The organism is Pelomonas margarita, from assembly GCF_043555875.1.
Taxonomy (GTDB): Bacteria; Pseudomonadota; Gammaproteobacteria; order Burkholderiales; family Burkholderiaceae_C; genus Pelomonas; species Pelomonas margarita.
In genome coordinates this window covers 1-19404 of record NZ_JBIGHW010000005.1, presented here as the reverse complement: position 1 = coordinate 19404, position 19404 = coordinate 1, and the positions used below count along the sequence as shown (strand labels likewise).

The following is a 19404-nucleotide window of genomic DNA, read 5'->3' as shown; positions in this document are numbered from 1 at the left end:
TTTAGGTAACCATATTACTTGCCCACAAGGGCTTTCGGGTTACGGGCTGGGTACCTTCGGCGTTTCTCCGTGACAAGATTGAAGGTGATGGCGTCACAGGCAATCCACATCCCCCATGGCCCGGAACGCAGCCGCCACCTGCTGCAGCGCACGACGGCCGAATGGCGCGCCAGCGGCGACGACCTGCTGCTGTTCGCCTACGGCTCGCTGATCTGGCGGCCCGAATTTGACTTCACGCAGGCCCTGCCCGCCCGTGTGCTGGGCTTTCACCGCGTGCTGCGCATGCGCTCGCGCGTGAACCGCGGTTCGCCGCAGGAGCCCGGCCTGGTGCTGGCGCTGTTGTCCGGTGGCAGCTGTCGCGGCCTGGTCTACCGCGTCCCGCGCGAGGCCGGCGAAGAGGTGCTGCCACGTCTTTGGGCGCGCGAGATGCCCAACGGCGTCTACGAGCCGCGCTGGCTGAACTGCGAGACCGGCACTGGCGAGGCCTGCCGGCTGCGCGCGCTGGCCTTCACGCTGTCGCGCCAGAGCCCCAACTGGACCGGGCCGCTGCACGAGCCAGAACTGCTGCACATCTTCCGGCACGCCAGCGGCCGCTACGGCACGACGCTGGACTACCTGCTGCGCACCGTCCAGGGTTTGCGCGAGCATGGCATCCGGGACAGGGAGCTGGAGCGTCAGGCCCATCTGGCGGCGCGGCACGGGCTGTGCGCGCCGCTGTGAGTCAGCCGAGCAGGCGGGCGAGGTCTTCGGCGGTGTCCACGTCGATGTGCACGCCAGGGTCGTCGACGGGGACGGGCTGGGCCGCGTAGCGCGCGACGATGCGCCGCGCGCCTTCGTCGCCGTGCAGCGCCATCAGCTCCGAGTAGAGCTCCGTGCCGAAGCCCACCGGATGACCCTGTATGCCGCGGTACTGCGCGAAGCAGACCGGGTAGCGCTCCAGCCCCTGGGCCACGGCCAGCATGGTGGCGGGCTGTACCAGCGGCATGTCGGCAGGCAGGATGAGCCAGCCGTCGGCGTCACCCGAGGCGCTGACGCCAGCAACGATGGAATGCCCCATGCCGATGGGCTGCGGCTGGCCGGCGGCATCGCGCTCTGGCAGCGTCACCACGTCGCGTGCTGCTACGAACCGATGAGCCGTGGCAGCAAATGCGGCCGTCGTCACGACGACCACGGGCAGCTGCGTGGCGATGGCGTGCCGCAGCGTGCGCGTCAGCAAGGTGTCTGCGCCGGGCGCGCCACCCAGTCGCTGTTCCAGCTTGTGTCCCGGACCGCGAAAGCGTGAGCCACGTCCTGCTGCGAGCACGACGACGGCGGGGCGTCGTTTCATCATCGGGAGTGAATTCTTTGCTGCAGTGCCGGAAGCATGCCGGGCGTGTTCGATGTTGACCAACTGGGACGTTCACCTAAGGGAAGGTCTGCATACTTCGGGGCATGAGCAAGTTAAGCGATTTCCGAAAGAGCTACGAACTGGGGGAACTGGACGAGGCCGAGGCCGCCGACGGCCCCTTGGTGCTGTTCAACCGCTGGATGGACGAGGCCATCGCACACGATGTGTCCGAGCCCACCGCCATGACCGTGGCGACCGTGGCAGCCAACGGCCGGCCGTCCACGCGTGTGGTGCTGCTGAAGGGCGCCGACGCGCGCGGCATGGTCTGGTTCACGAACTACGAAAGCCGCAAAGGTGAGGAGTTAGCAGGCAATCCGTTCGCAGCGTTGCAGTTCCACTGGGTGGAGATGGAGCGTGTCGTGCGCATCGAGGGCCGTGTCGAAAAGACGTCGGCGCAGGAGTCGGACGACTACTTTAAAAGCCGTCCGCTGGACTCGCGGCTGGGCGCCTGGGCGTCGCCGCAAAGCCGCGTCATCAGCTCGCGGGCGGTGCTGGTCACCAACGCGGCCAAGGCGGCCGTGCAGCACGGGCTCAACCCGGAGCGACCGCCGCACTGGGGCGGCTACCGGCTGGTGCCGGAGCGCTACGAGTTCTGGCAGGGCCGCCGCTCGCGGCTGCACGACCGGCTGGTGTTCACGCTGGACGGCGGCGCCTGGCGCCGTGACCGGCTCGCGCCCTGATCAGTTGACGGCCAGACCATCTTCCACGCGGTAGTACAGGCCGTACGGGTCGTCGGTCAGCACGGCCAGCATGCCCTCGACGACGACCGGCTCCAGCGTGTAGCGCACGGGCTTCTTGGTGCGCACCTCCACCATGCCCTCGGGGCCGGCGGGCACGCAGAAGGAGCAGCTCGTGGGCACCGACGACAGCAGAAAATGCTGCTGCTTGTCGCCCGCCTCCAGCGGCGTCATGAAGCCCTGCACCTTGACCGTCTTGCGGTCCAGCGCCTGCACGGCGGCCGGGAAAGTCGGCACCAGCTTCTTCTTCTCGGCCCGGGCCGTCACCTGGGACAGCAGCTTCCACGACAGGATGTCGGCACGCTCCTCCAGCGGCTTGAAGGGGCTGCGCGGGTCGTGATAGCCGGGGCCCTGGCCCATGGCAGGCGGGCTCTGCGCGAACGCGACGGAGGCGGCCGAGGCGGCCAGGCAGAGGGCGAGGACGGTCTTGAACTTCATGGCGCCGGATTGTCGGGCTTCAGCGCGGCGCCTGCAGCAGCGTGGTCACATCCAGCCGGTAGGCCCGCCACGCCGGCCATGCCGCTGCCAGCAGCGCCAAGCCGCCGGCCAGCAGCGGCACCAGCCACTCGGCCTCGCTGACGCCGAGTTGGCCCAGCCGCAGCGACTGCCGCTCGGCCAGCAGGTGCTCCAGCCCGGCCACGAGGCCATGGCCCGCCGCCAGGCCCAGCACCGCGGCCAACCCGGCCAGCAGCAATGCCTCCAGCGCGATGAGCGCGGCGATGCGCCGGGCCGGCGCGCCCAGCATGCGCAGCATGGCGAGGTCGCCCTGGCGGGCGCGCACCGCGTGCAGCAGCGCGACCCAGACCGACAGACCCGCCGCGATCAGCAGCACGACGCCGAAGCCACGCAGCACCTCGGTGCCGGCGCCCACCAGACGCATCAGCCGGGCCGTTTCCAGCGCCGGCGCAGCGGACTGCAGTCCCTCCTGCGCGTTGACCCAGCGTGGCAGCATGGCGGCGCCCAGCGGACTGCGGTAGCGCACCAGGGCGAGCGTGATCTCGCGCGCCTCGTCCTCCTCGTGATGAGCGTCGTGGCCCTCGTGCGCGTCAGCGTGGTGTTCGCCATGCACCTCCCAGACCGAGGCAAGGTCGGTCAGCACGAGGCGGTCCAGCACGCTGCCCGAGTCGGCCAGCACGCCGACGACTTCGAACTGATGCTCGCCATGGTCATCACCGCCGGCCAGGCCGTGGCTGCCGGCGAAGCGGTCGCCCGGCTTAAAGCCGCTCGCGCGTGCCACCTCGGCGCCCAACACGGCCTGCATGGGTTGTGCCCACAACGTGCCCTGCCCGATCTTGGCGCCGTACAGCCCGAGGTACTCGTGCGTCGTGCCGACGATGCGAAAGCCGCGGAACGAATCGCCCAGCGACAGCGGCACCGCCTCGGCCACCAGCGGCTGGCGCTTCAGCAAATCCAGCGTGGCCAGCGGGATGTTGCCGGTGGGCGCATCGAGGTGGAACACGCCGGCCAGCATGATCTGCATGGGGCTGCCCTTGGCGCCGACGACGAGGTCGATGCCAGCGAGGTCGCGCCGCAGCCCTGCCTCGACCTGGGCGCTGGCGCGCAGCACGAAGGTCACGGCCGCGAGGCCCAGGGTCAGTAGCAGCAGGTTCAGCGCCGTCGTCAGCGGGCTCGACCAAAGATAGCGCCAGGCCAGCCGCATCATCGCGTCACCCCGCTGGCCCAAAGCGTCGTGCGGTCTGATGAGCCGCCGGTCGGCCGCCCGTCCAGCGTGCGGCCGGGCAACACCAGCTCGGTCACGTCATCGCGGTCGCCCAGCGCGTCAATAACTCGGCCGTCGTGGCTGGCGATGATGAGCGTGCAGCCCTCGCGCGCGGCCGTGGTGAGCAGCAGCGCCAGCATGTGCAGCGCATGTTCGTCGTCCAGGCTGGCGCTGGGCTCGTCGGCCAGCAACAGCCGAGGCCGGCGCATCAGGGCGCGCGCCAGCGCCACACGCTGGGCTTGGCCCACGCTGAGCTGGTGTGGGCGGCGGCCGGCGAGGTCGGCGATGTCCAGCGCAGCGAGCAGTTCGGCCGCCCGCGCCGTGTCAGCGCTCTGCCCTGCGGCCAGCGCCGGCAGCGCGAGGTTCTCGGCCACGGTCAGCGCGTCGCTGAGGTGCAGCCGCTGCGGCACGACGCCCAGCGTCGCACCGCGCCAGGCGTCCAGCGCGCGCGGATTCATGGTCTGCAGTTCGGTGCCCGCCACGCTGAGCAGCCCCTGCTGAACGCGCAGCAGACCGGCCAGCAGGGCCAGCAGCGTGGACTTGCCCGAGCCCGACACGCCCCGCAGCAGCAGGTGCCGGCCGGCGGGCAGCAGGAAGTCCGCATACGCCATCTCGGCGCCGCCGGCATAGCGGTGGCTCAGCCCGTCCCAGGCCAGCATCATTTGACGAGGCGCTTGAAGCTGGCAAGGAACTTGTCCACCTTGCTGGCAACGACGAATGCGCAGTAGCCCTGATCCGGGTGGCGGGCGTAGTAATGCTGGTGGTATGCCTCGGCCGGGTGGTAGTTGGTCTCGGGTTGCAGTTCGGTGACGACGCGGCCGCCGTGGTGCTCATTGGCCTCCCGGATGACCTCGGCCGCCAGAGCGCGCTGCGCCTCGGTGTGCCAGTAGATGGCCGAGCGGTACTGCGTCCCGACGTCGGCGCCCTGGCGGTTCAGCGTCGTCGGGTCGTGGATGGTGAAGAACACCTCCAGCAGCTCGCGCAGCGACACGACGGCGGGATCGAAATCCAGCCGCACGACCTCGGCATGGCCGGTGGTGCCACTGCAGACCTGCTCGTAGTTCGGGCTGGGATGCGCGCCATTGCTGTAGCCGCTCTCCACTCGGTGCACGCCGCGCACGTGCTCGTAGACGGCCTCCAAGCACCAGAAACAACCGCCGGCTAGCGTGATGCGTTCGAGAGTCATGTGTTGCCTTTCAGTGGGCTGCGAGCGACAGCTCGACATGGGGGCGCCAGCCGGTCGCGCAAGCCCCGTCGCAGAGCTTGGGCGCGGCCAGGAAGACGCGGGCATTGGGCGCGCCACGGGCGAGCAGTGCGTCCCGCACGGCCACCGCGCGGGCCACGGCCAGTTGGCGCAGCGCCTCGTCGTCCACCGCGTAGCTGGCCATCAGCAGGCCGCGCATCTGAGCGGGCGGCAGGTCCTGGGCCAGGCCCAGCAGGTTGCGCGGCTTGTTGGGCAATGGGGTGGCGGTGTACAGGCGCTTGAGTGCAGCCTCGGGCGTGGCGGCGTTCTCGGCCTTCAGTGCAACGGCCAGCCGCTGCTCACGCAGCGCGGGAATCTCGCTCTCGGCATCGGCCCATCCGGTCAGCGTGAGTTGCACGCCGGGCTTGTCGGTCAAAAGCCGGGCGATACGGTCCAGCTGATCGGTGCTGGCCAGCGTGGTGCTGGCCGGCGCGAAGGCGACCTGGGCTTCCTCGGGCGCATCGCTGCCGGTGAACAGCGAGAACGGCGAGGTCAGCGCCTTGGCCGTCAGGTTCAGGAACAGCTTCCACACCAGGCCGCCGATGCTGAACTCCGGGTCGTTCAGCGAACCGCTGACGGGCAGGTTGAGGTCGATGACGCCGTTGCCATCCTTCAGCAGTGCCAGGGCGAAGCGCACCGGCAAAGAGGTCGCGTCCGGGCTTTCCACACGCTCGCCGAACGTCAGCTGGTTCAGGATGATCTGGTTGCTAGCCACGAGCTGGCCGCTTGTATCGACCTGGTAGGCCAGCCGCGCCGACAGCTTGCCGCGCTCGATGGCGTGGCCGGCGTACTTGCCCGCGTAGGTGGACAGCGGCGCGAGCTCGATGTCGCTCGCGTTGGCGCGGATGTCCAGCGCTGGCGGGCTGCCGGGCCTGAGCTGGCCGTCGATCTCCAGCAGTCCGGTGCCGGCGACCTTGCCACGCACGGTCAGCGGCGCCATGGCGGCCGCTGCGGTCGAGAACGCGCCGAGCGATCCCTGCAGCTCGGTCAGCCGCGCGCTGTAGCTGGGCTTCACGAAGCGGTCGTTGAAGTCCACGGTTACGCGTTGCACGCGGATGCGCTCGACAGCGATCTCGGGCGGTGGTGCCGAGGCGGCAGACGCGGTCGCGACAGCGGGCTCGGGCGCCGAAGCCGCTCGCGCCGGACCGAGGTCGCGCAGGTTGAAGCGCCCCGCCTCGTCGACGATGAGACGTGCGTAGGCGTCGTCCAGCTGGGCGTCACGCACCGCCAGCCGTGGCGGCGCGCCGGGCGCAAGCGCAAGCCGCAGGCCGTCCAGCTGCAGCACCTGCCAGCTCAACAGGTCCTCACCGGTGACCCGTCGGCCGTCGATGAGCCGCGTCTGCGCCAACGCCAGCGGGCCGATGCGCATGTCACCCGTCAGTGAGGCCTGCCAGGCGCCATCGGGCTGCTGCGTCGCCTGCAGTTCAGTGGCGAAACCCAGCTCGGCGCGCTCGATCTGCACGCCCCAGGCGGGGTCGAGGTAGGCGTCCAGCAAGCGCAGTGGCAGCGCCTGGGCTCGCAGGCTGCCAGCCGCAGACAGCGGCGCGAGGCCCAGCCTGCCCTGCCAGCGCAGGCTGCCGGCGCTGGCCGCCACGGGCCTGTCATTGGCGCCCAGCGCGGCCAGCTGAACGCTGAATTGCGCCTGAACGGGCGCGGTGGCAGGCCAAGTCAGTGCGCCGAGCTGCAGATTCAGCGGCTCCACCGCCACGGCCACCGGCGCCACGCCGGCCGGCACGGCCGCATCACGCCAGCGCAGTGCGCCCCGCTCGACCTGTAGGCCGGCCAGGCGCAGCGACCACGCCGGGCTGGGCGCAGGGGCTGACACGGCGGGCTCGGCGGGCTGCAGCGCCAGCAGGTCGATGCGTCCATCTGCCTCACGGGCCAGTTGCGCACGCGGGGCGTCCAGCTTGAGCGTGCCAGCGCGCAGCAGGCGCGGGCCCAGGTCGACCTCCGCCTGATCGAGACGCGCACCGGCCAGCGTCAGCACCGGTTTGCCGGCGAGCGTGAGCCGGGCGTCGTCAACCCGCCAGTCGCGCAGCGTCAGCCGCGCACGGTTGACGGCCACGTCCTCCAGCGGTTTCTCCACGCGCAGCGTCACCCTGCCAGACAGGCCGGCCGCGAGCCTGACACCGCCGGGCAGCGGCAGCCAGGCAGCCAGCTGTTGCACGGCCAGGTCCTGCAATTCGGCGTTCGCCTCCAGCATCTGGGGTGACAAGCGGGCCTGGGCGCTCAACGTGGCGTTATCCAGGCGCAGGCTGGCGTCCATCGACACGGGCTGCCTCAGAGGCCAGGTGGCCGCACCGACCTTGAGCTCGATGGCCGACAGCGCCACCTCGCCCGCCGTGAAGCTGCCGTCGCTGAGCTGCAGCCCGGCCGCGGACAGCGTCCACGGCGCGCCAGTGCCGGCGCTGGCAGGCGTGGGGCTGGACAGCGGGCGCAGCCAGGCGCGGGGCGACGCCAGCACCACCTGCCCGAAGCCCAGCTGGCGTTGCAGCGGCTGCACATCGGTCAGCGGCAGCCGCAGACGTTTCAAGCCCAGCAGCGGCTGACCGTCCGGCTGCGTCAGCGCCAACTCGTGCAACTGCACGTCGCCGCTGAGTTTGACGTTGGGCGGCTTGCCGGTGCGTTCGGCGAAGTCCAGTGCGAGATCCAGGTCGAGCCGGCCTGCCGCGAGGCGCAGTGGCAGGCTGGCCGGCAGGTAAGCCGCCAGCGGCGCGAGGTCCAGCCCGGCCAGCTTGAAGGACAGGCGCGCGCTGGCGTCGTCTTCAAACGGCAGCGCCTCGGCGCGGCTGTCGAAGGCGACGCCGTCCAGGCGGCCGCTCAGGTGGGGCTGCACCTGGACCTTCACGTCCGCCTCCAGCGTCGACACGAAGGGCAGCGCCAGCCGCAGCTGGGCAAGCTCGTGTCGGCGCTGCACGGGCCGGTCGTCAAACAGCACCCGGCCGTCGCTGAGCTCGATGTTGTAGACGGCGAACTCGGTGTCCTCGCTCGGCGGCGTGCCGGGCTGGGTGGCGAAACGCTGCAGCAGATCGTCGATGTCGTAGCGCCCCTCGGCCAGCCGGGCGACACGCAGCACCGGCTGGTCCAGCGCAAGCGATTCGATGACGACATGGCCGCGCAGCAGCGAACGCAGCGACAGCGCCGCGTCCAGCCGGACGAGCGTGAACAGCGGTGGCTGGCCCGGTTTGGCGGCGTCAATCTGCAGGCCGTCCAGCACCACGGCCAACCGCCAGGGCTGGAAGTGCGCCTGCTCGATGCGCACGGGCCGGCCCAGCGCCTCGCTGGCCAGCGCCACGCCGCGGCCCGCCATCCACCCTGGCAGCGCGAGGGTGACGATGAGCAGCAGCAGCGAGACCAGGGCCGACAGGCCGACCAGGGTCCAGAGGGCGATACGGAAGGGGGAGCGGGAAACAGGCATCACGGCGGCCGCATTATTGATGTCGACGATGATGGCGCCGTGAGCTTTCCCCTCGACTATTCAGGTTTCAAGACGCTACTGCTGGTGCTCGCGCTGCCACCGGCGCCGATGCTGCTGCTGGCCGCCTGGGGCGGCTGGCGCCTGAAGCAGGCGCGTCGCGGCGGCGGCAGTTTGCTGGCACTGGGCCTGGTGCTGGCATGGCTGTCCGCCACCGAGGCGACTGGCGAGGCGTTGAGCCGCCTGGCCGGCCAGCCGCCGCTGCTGACGCCGGCCCAGGTTGATGCGCTGAAGGAGCAACGCGATGGCGCCGTGCTGGTGCTCGGCGGCGGCGTGCGCCGCCAGGCGCCGGAGTACGGCATGGGCCGGCCGAAGGCGATCACTGCCGAGCGCTTAGCCTACGGTGTCTGGCTGGCGCGCCGCACGGGCTGGCCGCTGGGTTTCACCGGCGGTATCGGGTGGACGGCCAGGGAGTTGCAGCAGTCGGAGGCCAGCATCGTCAGCCGCGTGGCGCAGGAGGACTACGGCCTGCCCTTGCGCTGGGCCGAAGGTCGTTCGCGGGACACCCGGGAAAACGCCGCCAACACGCTGCCGCTGCTGGCGCAGGACGGCGTGCGGCAGGTGCTGCTCGTCACGCACGAGGAGCACATGGCGCGGGCGCTGCGCGCCTTCGAGGCCCAGGCCGCATCGCTGGGCCTGCGCATCGTGGCCGCGCCCGTCGGGCTGCGGGCAGCCGGCCCTATGAGCTGGGACGACTGGTGCCCGAGCCACAGCGGCTTCGAACGCGTGCGCTACGTCGTCTATGAAGCGATGGCCCGCGTGGGCGGCCGCTAGAAGTAGAAACCCCGCCGGGCTTGCGGGCCGGGCGGGGTCGGGTGGCGATGCCACCTTGGGGCTCAGAGGCGATCTGCCCCTGGGCTCCTGGCGCGCAAAGATTGCGCCAGAGGATTTGCCTCAAAAGGCCTGACAAAGATAGGCGAGCAGCGTCACGGCTTCAAGAAGAGTTGTCCGTATAGCGTTTCGGCGCGCGCGCTGACGTCCGCCGGCAACGTGATGCCGCGGCCCCATTCGCGGTCGGTCTCGCCGGGCCATTTGTTGGTGGCGTCCAGTCCCATCTTGCCGCCCAGGCCGCTGACGGGCGACGCGAAGTCCAGGTAGTCGATGGGCGTGCTGTCCACCAGCGTCGTGTCGCGCACCGGGTCCATGCGCGTCGTGATCGCCCAGATCACTTCCTGCCAGTTGCGCGTGTCGATGTCGTCGTCCACGACGAAGATGAACTTGGTGTACATGAACTGGCGCAGGAAGCTCCAGATGCCGAACATCAGCCGCTTGGCGTGGCCGGGGTAGCTCTTTTTGATGGACACGACGGCCATACGGTAGCTGCAGCCCTCGGGTGGCAGGTAGAAGTCGACGATCTCCGGGAACTGCTTCTGCAAGATGGGCACGAAGACTTCGTTCAGTGCCACGCCCAGGATGGCCGGTTCGTCCGGCGGCTTGCCCGTGTAAGTGGAGTGGTAGATGGGGTTAGCGCGCTGGGTTTGGCGCGTGATCTCGAAGACGGGGAACCAGTCCTGCTCGTTGTAGTAACCGGTGTGGTCGCCAAACGGACCTTCCAGCGCGTGCAGGTAGCCGCCCTTCTCTTTCAGCGGCACGCCACGCTCGCTGACGCCGGTGTAGCCGGGGGGCGCGGGCGGGATGTGGCCTTCCAGCACGATCTCGGCGGAAGCCGGTGCCTGCAGCGGCTTGTCGCCGCCGACGCCGGTGTTGACCAGTTCCGTCCGCGACCCACGCAGCAGGCCGGCGAACTGGTACTCGGACAGGCTGTCCGGCACCGGCGTGACAGCGCCGAGGATGGTGGCCGGGTCCGCGCCCAGCGCCACGGCGATGGGGAATGGCTGGCCGGGGTTCGCCAATGCGAAGTCGCGGAAGTCCAATGCGCCACCACGGTGTGCGAGCCAACGCATGATGACCTGACGCGGCCCGATGAGCTGCTGGCGGTAGATGCCGAGGTTTTGGCGCGTGCGCGTCGGGCCGCGCGTGATGACCAGACCCCACGTGATCAGGGGGGCTGCGTCGTCCGGCCAGCAATGCTGGATGGGCAGGCGGCCAAGGTCGATGTCCGCGCCTGCGAACACCTCCTCCTGGCACGGCGCCTTGCGCTGCACGGCAGGCTTCATGTCCCACAGCGCCTTGGCCATCTGCAGCAGTTTCCCGGCGTCCTTCAATCCTTTGGGCGGCTCGGGTTCCTTGAGGCTGGCCAGCACCCGCCCCACATCCCTCAAATCGGCCAGAGACTCAGCGCCCATGCCCAATGCGACGCGACGCGTTGTCCCAAAAAGATTGGTCAAGGCCGGGGTGGCATGCCCCGCTGGGTTCTCGAACAACAGGGCCGGTCCGCCCGCCCGCAGCACGCGGTCGCTGAGGGCTGTCATCTCCAGCACGGGCGAGACTTTTTCACGCACGCGCTTGAGTTCGCCCAATCCTTCTAAGCCGGCGATGAAGTCCCGCAGGTCGCTGTATTTCATAACTAAAAGTAGTTTTGATCGGCCAAAACAGCCTTGACGGGTTATCTTCAAACCCTAGAATTCGCCCGCCTCGGGTTTCTACGGAACCCAACCGGCCAGGTCCACCGGGCACTCGGGTGCCACAGACCGTGTGTCAACGGCCGGGAAATTATCACCGTCGCCTCGCCCAGGCCGCCGCTTCCACGGCAGCCCGTGGCGGGCCGCGACACCAAGGAGTCGCATGACGACACGTCAAGATCTCATCAGCCTGGTTCGCCTGACGCGCGATTCGGCGTCGTTGTTCGTGAAGGACATCGGCAACGGCCTGCTGGTGGTTAGCCACAACACGCTGGCCCTGCTGGGCCTGGCCGTGGTGTCGGTGCTGTTGGTGTTCTCCAGCCAGGCCGGCTTGCGCCACAAGCTGGAATCGTCTGCCCTGGGCTGGCTGAACGCCCGCCAGGAAGCGCGCGCCGAGGCCGAGGGCAACACGCTGCTGGCCGCTGCCGAGCCCGACGCCGTTGCGCGCGCCACCGCCACCGATCCGAAGGAGTTGAGCCGCCAACAGGCGGCCATCGCTCACTGGCTGGCTCGCCGCTACAGCGTGGCGCCGGAGCCCATCAGCCGCCTCGTGCAGGAGGCATGGGCCGTGGGCAATCGCGCCAAGGTCGAGCCGACGCTGATCCTGGCCATCATGGCCATCGAGTCGCGCTTCAACCCGTTCGCGCAGAGCGCCGTCGGCGCGCAAGGCCTGATGCAGGTCATGACCCGTGTGCACGACGACAAGTACGAGGCCTTCGGTGGCTCGCTGGCCGCGTTCGACCCCGTGACCAACCTGCGCGTGGGCGTGCAAGTGCTCAAGGAATGCATCCAGCGCGGCGGGAGCCTGGAGGAAGGTCTGCGCTTCTACGTGGGCGCCGCCAATCTGCCGGAGGACACGGGCTACACCGCCCGCGTGCTGGCTGAGCATGACCTGCTGAAAGCCGTCATCTCGGGCCGCGCCGTGTCGCCCAGTACGGTCCCAGCACTGCGCCAACTGCGCGATGCGGCCTCGGCGCCGTCCACGGGCGACGATTCCGCCCAGATTGCCCTGCTCCGCTGAACTACACTGCGGGCTCACGCGACTGGCGATCAGGGGCACAAGCTGCCCTGAGGTGGGCCACCACCGGGGAGCGTGAGGCGGCTGTCTTTGGATGGCAACCGCTTTCAGCCGTTCGCCTGGGCAGCCCTGAGCTTCACGTCCGCCGTGACCGCCGGGGATTGACCGCCTGACCTTCGGAACACCTGCCATGTTTGACCGCAACACCTCCACCCTCGCCCTGGTCGACCCCGAGCTCTGGACCGCCGTCCAGAACGAGACGCGCCGCCAGGAAGACCACATCGAGCTGATCGCCAGCGAGAACTACACCTCGCCGGCCGTAATGGAAGCCCAGGGCAGTCAGCTGACCAACAAGTACGCCGAGGGCTATCCCGGCAAGCGTTACTACGGCGGCTGCGAGTACGTCGACGTGGCCGAACAGCTGGCCATCGACCGTCTGAAGCAACTGTTCGGCGCCGAGTTCGCCAACGTGCAGCCAAACTCCGGCTCGCAGGCCAACCAGGGCGTGTTCTTCGCGCTGCTGCAGCCCGGCGACACCATCATGGGCATGAGCCTGGCCGAAGGCGGCCACCTGACCCATGGCATGCCGCTGAACATGAGCGGCAAGTGGTTCAACGTCATCAGCTACGGTCTGGACGCGAATGAAGCCATCGACTACGACGCGATGGAAGCACTGGCCCGCGAGAAGAAGCCCAAGCTCATCATCGCCGGCGCGTCGGCCTACTCGCTGCGCATCGACTTCGAGCGTTTCGGCAAGATCGCCAAGGAGATCGGCGCCTACTTCATGGTCGACATGGCCCACTACGCCGGCCTGATCGCCGCGGGCGTCTACCCGAACCCGCTGCCGCACGCCGACGTCGTCACGTCCACCACGCACAAAAGCCTGCGCGGCCCGCGCGGCGGCATCATCCTGACGAACAAGGAAGACATCGCCAAGAAGATCAACTCGGCGATCTTCCCCGGCATCCAGGGCGGCCCGCTGATGCACGTCATCGCCGGCAAGGCCGTGGCCTTCAAGGAAGCGCTGACGCCTGAGTTCAAGGCCTACCAGCAACAGGTCGTCAAGAACGCCAAGGTGCTGGCCGAGACGCTGATCGAACGCGGCCTGCGCATCGTCTCCGGCGGCACGGAAAGCCACGTCATGCTGGTGGACCTGCGGCCCAAGAACCTGACCGGCAAGGAAGCCGAGGCCATCCTGGGCGCCGCCCACATGACCTGCAACAAGAACGGCATCCCCAACGACCCGCAGAAGCCCATGGTCACCAGCGGCATCCGCCTGGGTACGCCGGCCATGACTACGCGCGGTTTCAAGGAAGAGCAGGTGCGCGCCACGGCCCACCTGATCGCCGACGTGCTGGACAAGCCGCACGATGAGGCCAACTTGGCTGCCGTGCGCGAGAAGGTCGCTGCGCTCACGGCAGCCTTCCCGGTCTACCGCGGTTAAGGCGCCCAATGCGCTGCCCGTTCTGCTCTCACACTGAAACCCAGGTCGCCGAGACCCGGGAATCGGACGAGGGCGACGTCGTCCGGCGCCGGCGCCGCTGCCTGTCCTGCGACAAACGCTTCACGACCTACGAGCGGCCTGACATCGCGCTGCCCTCGGTCGTCAAGAAGGACGGGCGGCGCGCCGATTTCGACGCCGGCAAGTTGCGCGCCTCCATGCAACTGGCGCTGCGCAAGCGGCCGGTCAGCGTCGAGCAGATCGACGCGGCGATCAACCACATCGAGGAGAAGCTGCTCGCCAGCGGTGCCCGAGAGATCGCGTCCACGCGGCTGGGCGAACTGGTCATGCGCGAGTTGAAGCGCATCGACAAGGTCGCCTACGTGCGCTTTGCGTCTGTCTACCGCAGCTTCGAGGACGTGGACGAGTTCCGTCAGCTGATTCGGGAAATTTAAGGCGGGCTTTCCCTATCCCTCTTCAGGGGGAGTCGGGGGGATGCGCAGGCCTCATCTCCCCCCTCGATCCGCCTTAAGGGGGAAAGACGTCCGCACGGCCGCTTTCTAGAGTTCGTTCATCGCCAACGAACCGCAGGAAGCGCCATGAACCGCACCCCCTTCCCCTTTGTTCGCCGCACCGGCAACGCTGGTTTCACGCTGGTCGAGTTGTGCGTGGGCCTGAGCATCGTCGGCACGCTGGCTGGTCAAGCCCTGCCGGCGCTGCTCAAGTTGCACCAGGAGCGCGCGTTGCGTGCCACGGCTGAGGCGCTGGGCGGCGACCTGCGTCTGGCGCGCGCCGAGGCGGCCCGGTTGAGCGATGCCGTCTACTTCCGCGTCAGCGGCAAGGGCGCCCAGGCTTGCTATGTGATCTACACGGGCAATCGCAACGACTGTGACTGCGCGGGCGGTCAGGCCGTCTGCACGGCGCCGGGCAGCGCGGTGATCAAGGCCGAATGGCTGCCGACCCAGCATCCGATGCAACTGCGCAGCAATGCCGAGACGCTGCAATTCCAGCATCGGCAGGGGCTGGTGACCCAGACCGGCAGCATCGAGGTCAGCCTGGCCGGCGGCGCCAGCATCCGTCAGGTCGTCGCCATCACCGGGCGTGTTCGGCATTGCTACAGCGGCGTCAAGCTGGCCGGGATGCAGCGGTGTGCGTGAACCCCTTGTTCGTGGTGGCCCGCGACCAGCGGTTGGCCCGGGCGGACGAGCGGTGATCTTGTAACCTGTTGTGCCAAACGCTCTGTTGAAAATGTCACACATGTGCCCCCACATCCCTGGCCGCAATCGCGGATTCACGCTAATTGAACTGATGGTTGCTGTCGTGGTGGCCGGCGTTCTTGCAGCGGCGGCCTATCCGGCTTTCACGTCAATGGTGGCCCGCGGCCGCCGGGCCGATGCGATTGCCGCGCTGACGACGGTCATGCAGACGCAGGAGCGCTTTCGCTCCAACCGCACCCGATATGCCAGCAGCTTTGATGATGAAGGCCTCAATCTCGATCTTGCCGCTGCGCACAAGTATTACGAGGTAACCATGAGCGGGCTGGGCGAACCGGCCTACTCCACCGGCTACATCCTGACCGCCAGGCCGCGCGCGAACAGTCCGCAGAACTATGACAAGCATTGCCAGGTCCTGAAGCTGAAGCTGGAAGGCTCACGCTACACCTACTCGTCTGAAGACCTCGCCGGCGCCGACACGACCGCGCAGAACTGCTGGAGGCACTGACATGTCGCGCCGCTGTTCCCGCTTGCTGAGCGCCGGCCTGACGCTGGTCGAGATGCTGGTAGGCGTAGCCATTGTTGGTGTTCTGCTGGCTGTCGCAACGCCGTCGCTTACCAACATGATGGAACGCAGGCGCGTGGTGGCCACTGCTGGCGAGGTCGCGAGCTTCTTTGCACAGGCCAGGTCTGAGTCGGCCATCCAAGAGGGTTACCGGGTCCATCTGCACATGGAGCCCGTGCCTGCGAGTGTTGGTGCCTTCAGTTGCCTGCGCCTGAGCACCGCTGCCAACACGGATGTTTGCGGATGTGACCGCCCTGCCAGCCAGTTGTGCGCGGTTGGTCAGGGAAGACTGTTGCGCGAATATGTGTTGCCGCATGCGTCATCGGTCCGTTTCGCAGTCGACGAGACGGTCGCCAGGTGGGGCTGGTCGGACTATCTCGTCGCGTTCACCCGAGGGGCTTACCCCACTGACGTGAGTGACATCCGCATCGTGGTGAAGGGCGTCAAGTCCAACGCCTTGCTGCATGTCGAGTTCAACAATGCTGGTCGGGTGCGAACCTGCAGTCCGGACGGCAGCATCGGTGGATTTCCAGCATGCAGCTGATGAATTTCCCAAGCCAGCGCGGCATGGGTCTGGTCGAGTTGATGGTGGGCATCACCGTCGGCCTGATCGTGGCGGCTGGCGCGTCGCTGGTGGCTGTCAACCAGATCACGGAACACCGTCGCCTGATGCTGGAGACGCAGATTCAGCAAGACTTGCGCACCGCAGCGGACCTGTTGCAACTGGACATCCGGCGAGCCGGCTACCGAGGCATGACGGAGCGCAGCGTGTGGGCGCCGCCCACGGCGGTAGGAACGACTGACGAGACGGCCGAGATGCCTGCCGCCGACAACAACTACTCACCGCTGACGCTGACGGATGAGGATGGTGCTCGCGCCGTCTCCTACACCTATGCGCGCAGCTTCGACGACCAGGTCGGCGCCCTTGCCCCCAGAAGTGCCGAGCATTTCGGCGTGAAGTGGAACAGGGATGGCGAGACGCTCTATTTGAGGGTCGGGCTGGTCAACGGCCAGGACAACTGGCAGCCCATCACCGACCCCGATACCGTGCGCATCACTGGCTTCAACATCGAATTGATTGAGCAGAGCACACCCGTGGCGGATTTCTGCGAGGTGGCGTGCAGTATGGCCGGCGGCGCGAACGCCTGCCCTAGCCTGGCGGTCAGACAAGTGCGTTTCACCATCGTCGGGGAGGCCAAACATGATCCGCGGGTGCGTCGCACCCTTTCCGGCGTGGAGCGCGTGCGCGCCGACCAGATCACTGGAGCCTGCCCCGCATGAATGCAGCCTTGCGCACAAATCGGCAGGCACAGCGCGGTGCTGCCACGCTGGTCATCGTCATGATGCTGTTTCTCATCATGGCGCTGCTGGCGGCCTACGCCAATCGCAGCATGCTGTTCGAGCAGCGCGTGGCGACCAGCTATTTCCGCGCCGGGCTGGCTCAGGAGGCTGCAGAGGGCGCCGTGGAATGGACGCTGGCGCAGCTCAACGGGACCGCCATCGACACCGCCTGCAAGCCTGTGGCCAATGCGGGTCAGCGCTTCGCCGACAAGTACCTGTCGTTCGATCTGTCGGACCGTCGCATGTCGTCCCGCATCACAGCGCAATACCTGGTGGACTGTGCCCGGGATGTCGCCGATGGGGGCTGGGCCTGTCGTTGCCCGGCCGCCGATGCAGCCCACGTTGCTCGTGCGGCCATGGGGGGCGATCGGTTGACGCCCAGCTTCACCATCAATCTGACTGGCGGCAAGCGCAGCGGGACGATAGAGCTGGTGACGCTGGGCTGCACGGACAGTGTCGTGGACAAGTGTCGCGAAAATCGCGCCAACATCAGCAAGGCGCAGGTCGCAGTCGCGCGCACGACCTTGCTGGTGGGGCTGGTCAGCGCAGTGCGCACCCCACCCGCTGCGCCGCTGGTCGTGAAGGGCAACGTCAACAGCAGCGGAGCTGGCCTTGGTTTGCACAACAGCGATGCGCGTTCGGCGGGTCTGCTGGCGACCATCGGGGGCGCTTGGGTGAGCCCTGTTGAATCCCGGCTGGACTCTGTTCCGGGGTCGACGGTCAACCAGGCCGTCCTGCAGGGCGACGCAGGACTCATGGCCGCCAGCGCAGAGGCCGTGTTCATGATGTACATGGGCACCAGCCTGGCCCGCTACCCCCAGCATGCGGCCATCCGCACCTTGAGCTGCAACGGTGATTGCAGCGCGGATCTTGCGGCGGCCTACCAGGCCGGGCAGAGGATGGTGTGGGTCTCCGGGGCCCTGTCGATCGGCAGCAACCGTGTGCTGGGCGCCGTGGGCGACCCCATGCTGATCGTGGCGACCGGCAACGTCACGCTCACCGGCCCATTCCAGCTCAACGGCATGCTGGTCACGCCAGGCAACCTCAGCTGGAGCAACGACTCCGGCCTGCCGTCAATGATCAATGGCATTCTGCTCGTAGGCGGTGACATGCAGACCACCGGCCGCATGGACATCGCCTACCAGCAGGTGGTCGCCGATCATCTGCGCAACCGCATGGGCAGCTATGTGCGCGTGTCTGGCAGCTGGATTGACGGAAGGCAATGACGGTCATGATGTTGCGTCGACCGATGTCCGCACAGCGCGGCGTCACCTTGATCGAGGCGCTGGTGGCGCTGGTGGTCATGTCGTTCGGCATGGTGGCGCTGGTCGGCCTGCTGGGCAATCTGCGATACAGCGGCGACATCGCCAAGCAGCGCGGTGAGGCCATGCGCATCGCACAGGCTGAGCTTGAATTGCTGCGCAGCTTCTCGACCCTGACCAAGCCCGCAGGTGCCGCCGCCAACATCCGCGACTACGACCAGGACCTGCTGCCCGCCGTGGCGGCTCGCACGGTGCCAGCAGAGAACACGAATACCGTTTTCCAGTTGGCCCGCACGGTCAGACCGCTCGTGCAAGGCGTCACGTTGCCGGCTGGCGTGAACGAGCCGCAAACGCTGCGGGCGCAGGCGGTGTCGGTGACCGTGGGCTGGGAGGACCGCAGTGGCGCCCAGCAGCAGTTGGTGCTGGACACCATCATCTCCCGGGCGGCACCGGTGTTCTCGCTGGCCATGGGCGTGGCGCCGCCCAGCAGCGGCCTTCGCCTGCCCGACAAGCGCAACCCGGTCATCCCGCAGTCGGCGAAGGACCTGGGCAATGGCGCCAGTGCCTTCCGCCCCGGTGGTGGCAGCTCCGCCGTGTGGGTGTTCAACAACCGTACCGGCGTCATCACCGGCGTGTGCGAGATCCCGGTCGACCAGGCCGTCTCGACGCTCATGGCCAGCGATGTCGAGTCCTGCCGCAACAACACCGTCGGCTACCTGGTGAGCGGCACCATCCGCTTCTCCCTCGGTGACACGCCGGATGCAACCGCGCCGCAATCCACGGCCCTGCCCCAGCCGTTGAACGCGAGCCTGAACCTCACGCCCAGCCAGTTCAAAACCCGGCGCAACGGCGTGCTCGTGCTCGCCCCCGGCGGCGACTACCCGGTGTCGCCGAACCATGTGTGTTTCAGCGATGCGCCCGAGGCTGGCGCGACGACCCGCACGGCGGTGAACTACTCGTGCCTGGTGCATCCCAACACCCAATCCCCACGCAACTGGTGGGGCCAACTGCTGCTGACCGGCCTGAGCCTGGGAGCCACGAGCAGCACCTACAAGGTCTGCCGTTACAGCGCCGACTACAACGGCAACGGATACACGCACATCCCGACGACCGACCCCGAGGGGCTGGACAAGATCGACAACGAGGAGCACCCGGCTGCCTACCAGCGGGTCAGCTACTCGCTCGCTCGGCAGAACTTCCTGGTCGTCCGTGGTGATGCGGTCTGTCCAGGGGCGCCGGCACCCGACGCCAGCGCGGGCGTCTTTGTCGACTACTCGACCGTGCAGATGCAGCCCTGAGATCCGGGCTGGCTAGACTGGGCGCATGGTGCGTCACGAAGCAAAAGCGAGACTGAGCCCGCAGGGGCGAGGTGAAGCTGCTGCATGCTGCGCATGTCCAACGGGTGAGAGTCCCGTCCCGGTAGGCGTCGGTGCGCCGGGTAGCAGACCCCAGGTCGTTGAGGGAGACCTCTTGGCCCGA

Annotated in this window: 19 protein-coding genes and 1 riboswitch; of the genes, 12 read left to right on the top strand and 7 right to left on the bottom strand. The window is 68.1% G+C overall.

What is annotated here, in order from left to right; translation table 11 throughout:
• The first annotated feature begins 87 nt into the window (after positions 1–87).
• Complete coding sequence (locus ACG0Z3_RS10945) at positions 88–720, top strand: gamma-glutamylcyclotransferase (RefSeq protein WP_394397530.1); 633 nt, start codon at positions 88–90, stop codon at positions 718–720.
• Position 721: 1 nt separating this feature from the next.
• On the opposite strand, the gene ACG0Z3_RS10940 is transcribed toward ACG0Z3_RS10945, so the two are convergent.
• A complete protein-coding gene (locus ACG0Z3_RS10940; protein ID WP_394397529.1) occupies positions 722–1327 on the bottom strand; it encodes a nucleotidyltransferase family protein in 606 nt (201 codons plus the stop codon).
• A 104-nt stretch (positions 1328–1431) separates the two neighbouring features.
• Here ACG0Z3_RS10940 and pdxH point away from each other — a divergent pair, with 104 nt between their 5' ends.
• On the top strand, positions 1432–2067 hold the full coding sequence (gene pdxH, locus ACG0Z3_RS10935) for a pyridoxamine 5'-phosphate oxidase (protein WP_394397528.1): 636 nt from the start codon (positions 1432–1434) through the stop codon (positions 2065–2067).
• Here pdxH and ACG0Z3_RS10930 read toward each other — a convergent pair whose 3' ends face one another.
• Genes ACG0Z3_RS10930 through ACG0Z3_RS10910 form a run of 5 tightly spaced genes read right to left on the bottom strand, consistent with a single transcriptional unit; the run spans position 2068 to position 8505 of the window.
• Positions 2068–2562: a DUF3299 domain-containing protein gene (locus ACG0Z3_RS10930; protein ID WP_394397527.1), complete on the bottom strand. Its 495-nt coding sequence runs from the start codon at positions 2560–2562 to the stop codon at positions 2068–2070.
• A 19-nt stretch (positions 2563–2581) separates the two neighbouring features.
• Positions 2582–3787 carry an FtsX-like permease family protein gene (locus tag ACG0Z3_RS10925; protein ID WP_394397526.1) on the bottom strand — a complete coding sequence of 402 codons (1206 nt, stop codon included), beginning with the start codon at positions 3785–3787 and terminating at the stop codon, positions 2582–2584.
• On the bottom strand, positions 3784–4506 hold the full coding sequence (locus ACG0Z3_RS10920) for an ATP-binding cassette domain-containing protein (RefSeq protein WP_394397525.1): 723 nt from the start codon (positions 4504–4506) through the stop codon (positions 3784–3786). Before ACG0Z3_RS10920 ends, ACG0Z3_RS10925 begins: the two co-directional genes overlap by 4 nt.
• A complete protein-coding gene (gene msrA, locus ACG0Z3_RS10915) occupies positions 4503–5030 on the bottom strand; it encodes a peptide-methionine (S)-S-oxide reductase MsrA (protein WP_394397524.1) in 528 nt (175 codons plus the stop codon). The genes ACG0Z3_RS10920 and msrA overlap by 4 nt, the downstream gene beginning before the upstream one ends.
• A 10-nt stretch (positions 5031–5040) precedes the next feature.
• Positions 5041–8505 carry a DUF748 domain-containing protein gene (locus tag ACG0Z3_RS10910; RefSeq protein ID WP_394397523.1) on the bottom strand — a complete coding sequence of 1155 codons (3465 nt, stop codon included), beginning with the start codon at positions 8503–8505 and terminating at the stop codon, positions 5041–5043.
• Between the two features lie 39 nt (positions 8506–8544).
• On the opposite strand from ACG0Z3_RS10910, the gene ACG0Z3_RS10905 reads away from it, so the two are divergent.
• A complete protein-coding gene (locus tag ACG0Z3_RS10905; protein WP_394397522.1) occupies positions 8545–9336 on the top strand; it encodes a YdcF family protein in 792 nt (263 codons plus the stop codon).
• Between the two features lie 152 nt (positions 9337–9488).
• On the opposite strand, the gene ubiD is transcribed toward ACG0Z3_RS10905, so the two are convergent.
• Positions 9489–11027, bottom strand: a complete 1539-nt coding sequence (gene ubiD, locus ACG0Z3_RS10900) for a 4-hydroxy-3-polyprenylbenzoate decarboxylase (RefSeq protein WP_394397521.1) — start codon at positions 11025–11027, stop codon at positions 9489–9491.
• A 220-nt stretch (positions 11028–11247) separates the two neighbouring features.
• Between ubiD and ACG0Z3_RS10895 the strand changes: the two genes are divergently transcribed.
• The 9 genes from ACG0Z3_RS10895 (at position 11248) to ACG0Z3_RS10855 (ending at position 19223) form a co-directional block, all read left to right on the top strand.
• Positions 11248–12105: a lytic transglycosylase domain-containing protein gene (locus ACG0Z3_RS10895; protein ID WP_394397520.1), complete on the top strand. Its 858-nt coding sequence runs from the start codon at positions 11248–11250 to the stop codon at positions 12103–12105.
• 8 nt (positions 12106–12113) lie between these two features.
• Positions 12114–12234, top strand: a riboswitch (ZMP/ZTP riboswitch).
• 58 nt (positions 12235–12292) lie between these two features.
• Positions 12293–13546, top strand: coding sequence for a serine hydroxymethyltransferase (gene glyA, locus ACG0Z3_RS10890; RefSeq protein ID WP_394397519.1), 1254 nt, complete (start codon positions 12293–12295; stop codon positions 13544–13546).
• 8 nt (positions 13547–13554) lie between these two features.
• The gene (gene nrdR, locus ACG0Z3_RS10885) at positions 13555–13998 is read left to right on the top strand and encodes a transcriptional regulator NrdR (protein ID WP_394397518.1); all 444 of its coding nucleotides are present in this window, start codon (positions 13555–13557) and stop codon (positions 13996–13998) included.
• 144 nt (positions 13999–14142) lie between these two features.
• Complete coding sequence (locus ACG0Z3_RS10880) at positions 14143–14700, top strand: GspH/FimT family pseudopilin (protein WP_394397517.1); 558 nt, start codon at positions 14143–14145, stop codon at positions 14698–14700.
• A 91-nt stretch (positions 14701–14791) separates the two neighbouring features.
• Positions 14792–15265 (top strand): type IV pilin protein, encoded by a 474-nt coding sequence (locus ACG0Z3_RS10875; protein WP_394397782.1) that lies wholly within the window; start codon positions 14792–14794, stop codon positions 15263–15265.
• 1 nt (position 15266) lies between these two features.
• Positions 15267–15866, top strand: coding sequence for a pilus assembly FimT family protein (locus ACG0Z3_RS10870; RefSeq protein WP_394397516.1), 600 nt, complete (start codon positions 15267–15269; stop codon positions 15864–15866).
• On the top strand, positions 15857–16603 hold the full coding sequence (locus ACG0Z3_RS10865; protein ID WP_394397515.1) for a PilW family protein: 747 nt from the start codon (positions 15857–15859) through the stop codon (positions 16601–16603). The genes ACG0Z3_RS10870 and ACG0Z3_RS10865 overlap by 10 nt, the downstream gene beginning before the upstream one ends.
• Positions 16600–17889, top strand: coding sequence for a pilus assembly PilX family protein (locus tag ACG0Z3_RS10860; RefSeq protein ID WP_394397514.1), 1290 nt, complete (start codon positions 16600–16602; stop codon positions 17887–17889). The genes ACG0Z3_RS10865 and ACG0Z3_RS10860 overlap by 4 nt, the downstream gene beginning before the upstream one ends.
• Positions 17890–17894: 5 nt before the next feature.
• Positions 17895–19223: a type IV pilus modification PilV family protein gene (locus ACG0Z3_RS10855; protein WP_394397513.1), complete on the top strand. Its 1329-nt coding sequence runs from the start codon at positions 17895–17897 to the stop codon at positions 19221–19223.
• Positions 19224–19404 lie beyond the last annotated feature (181 nt).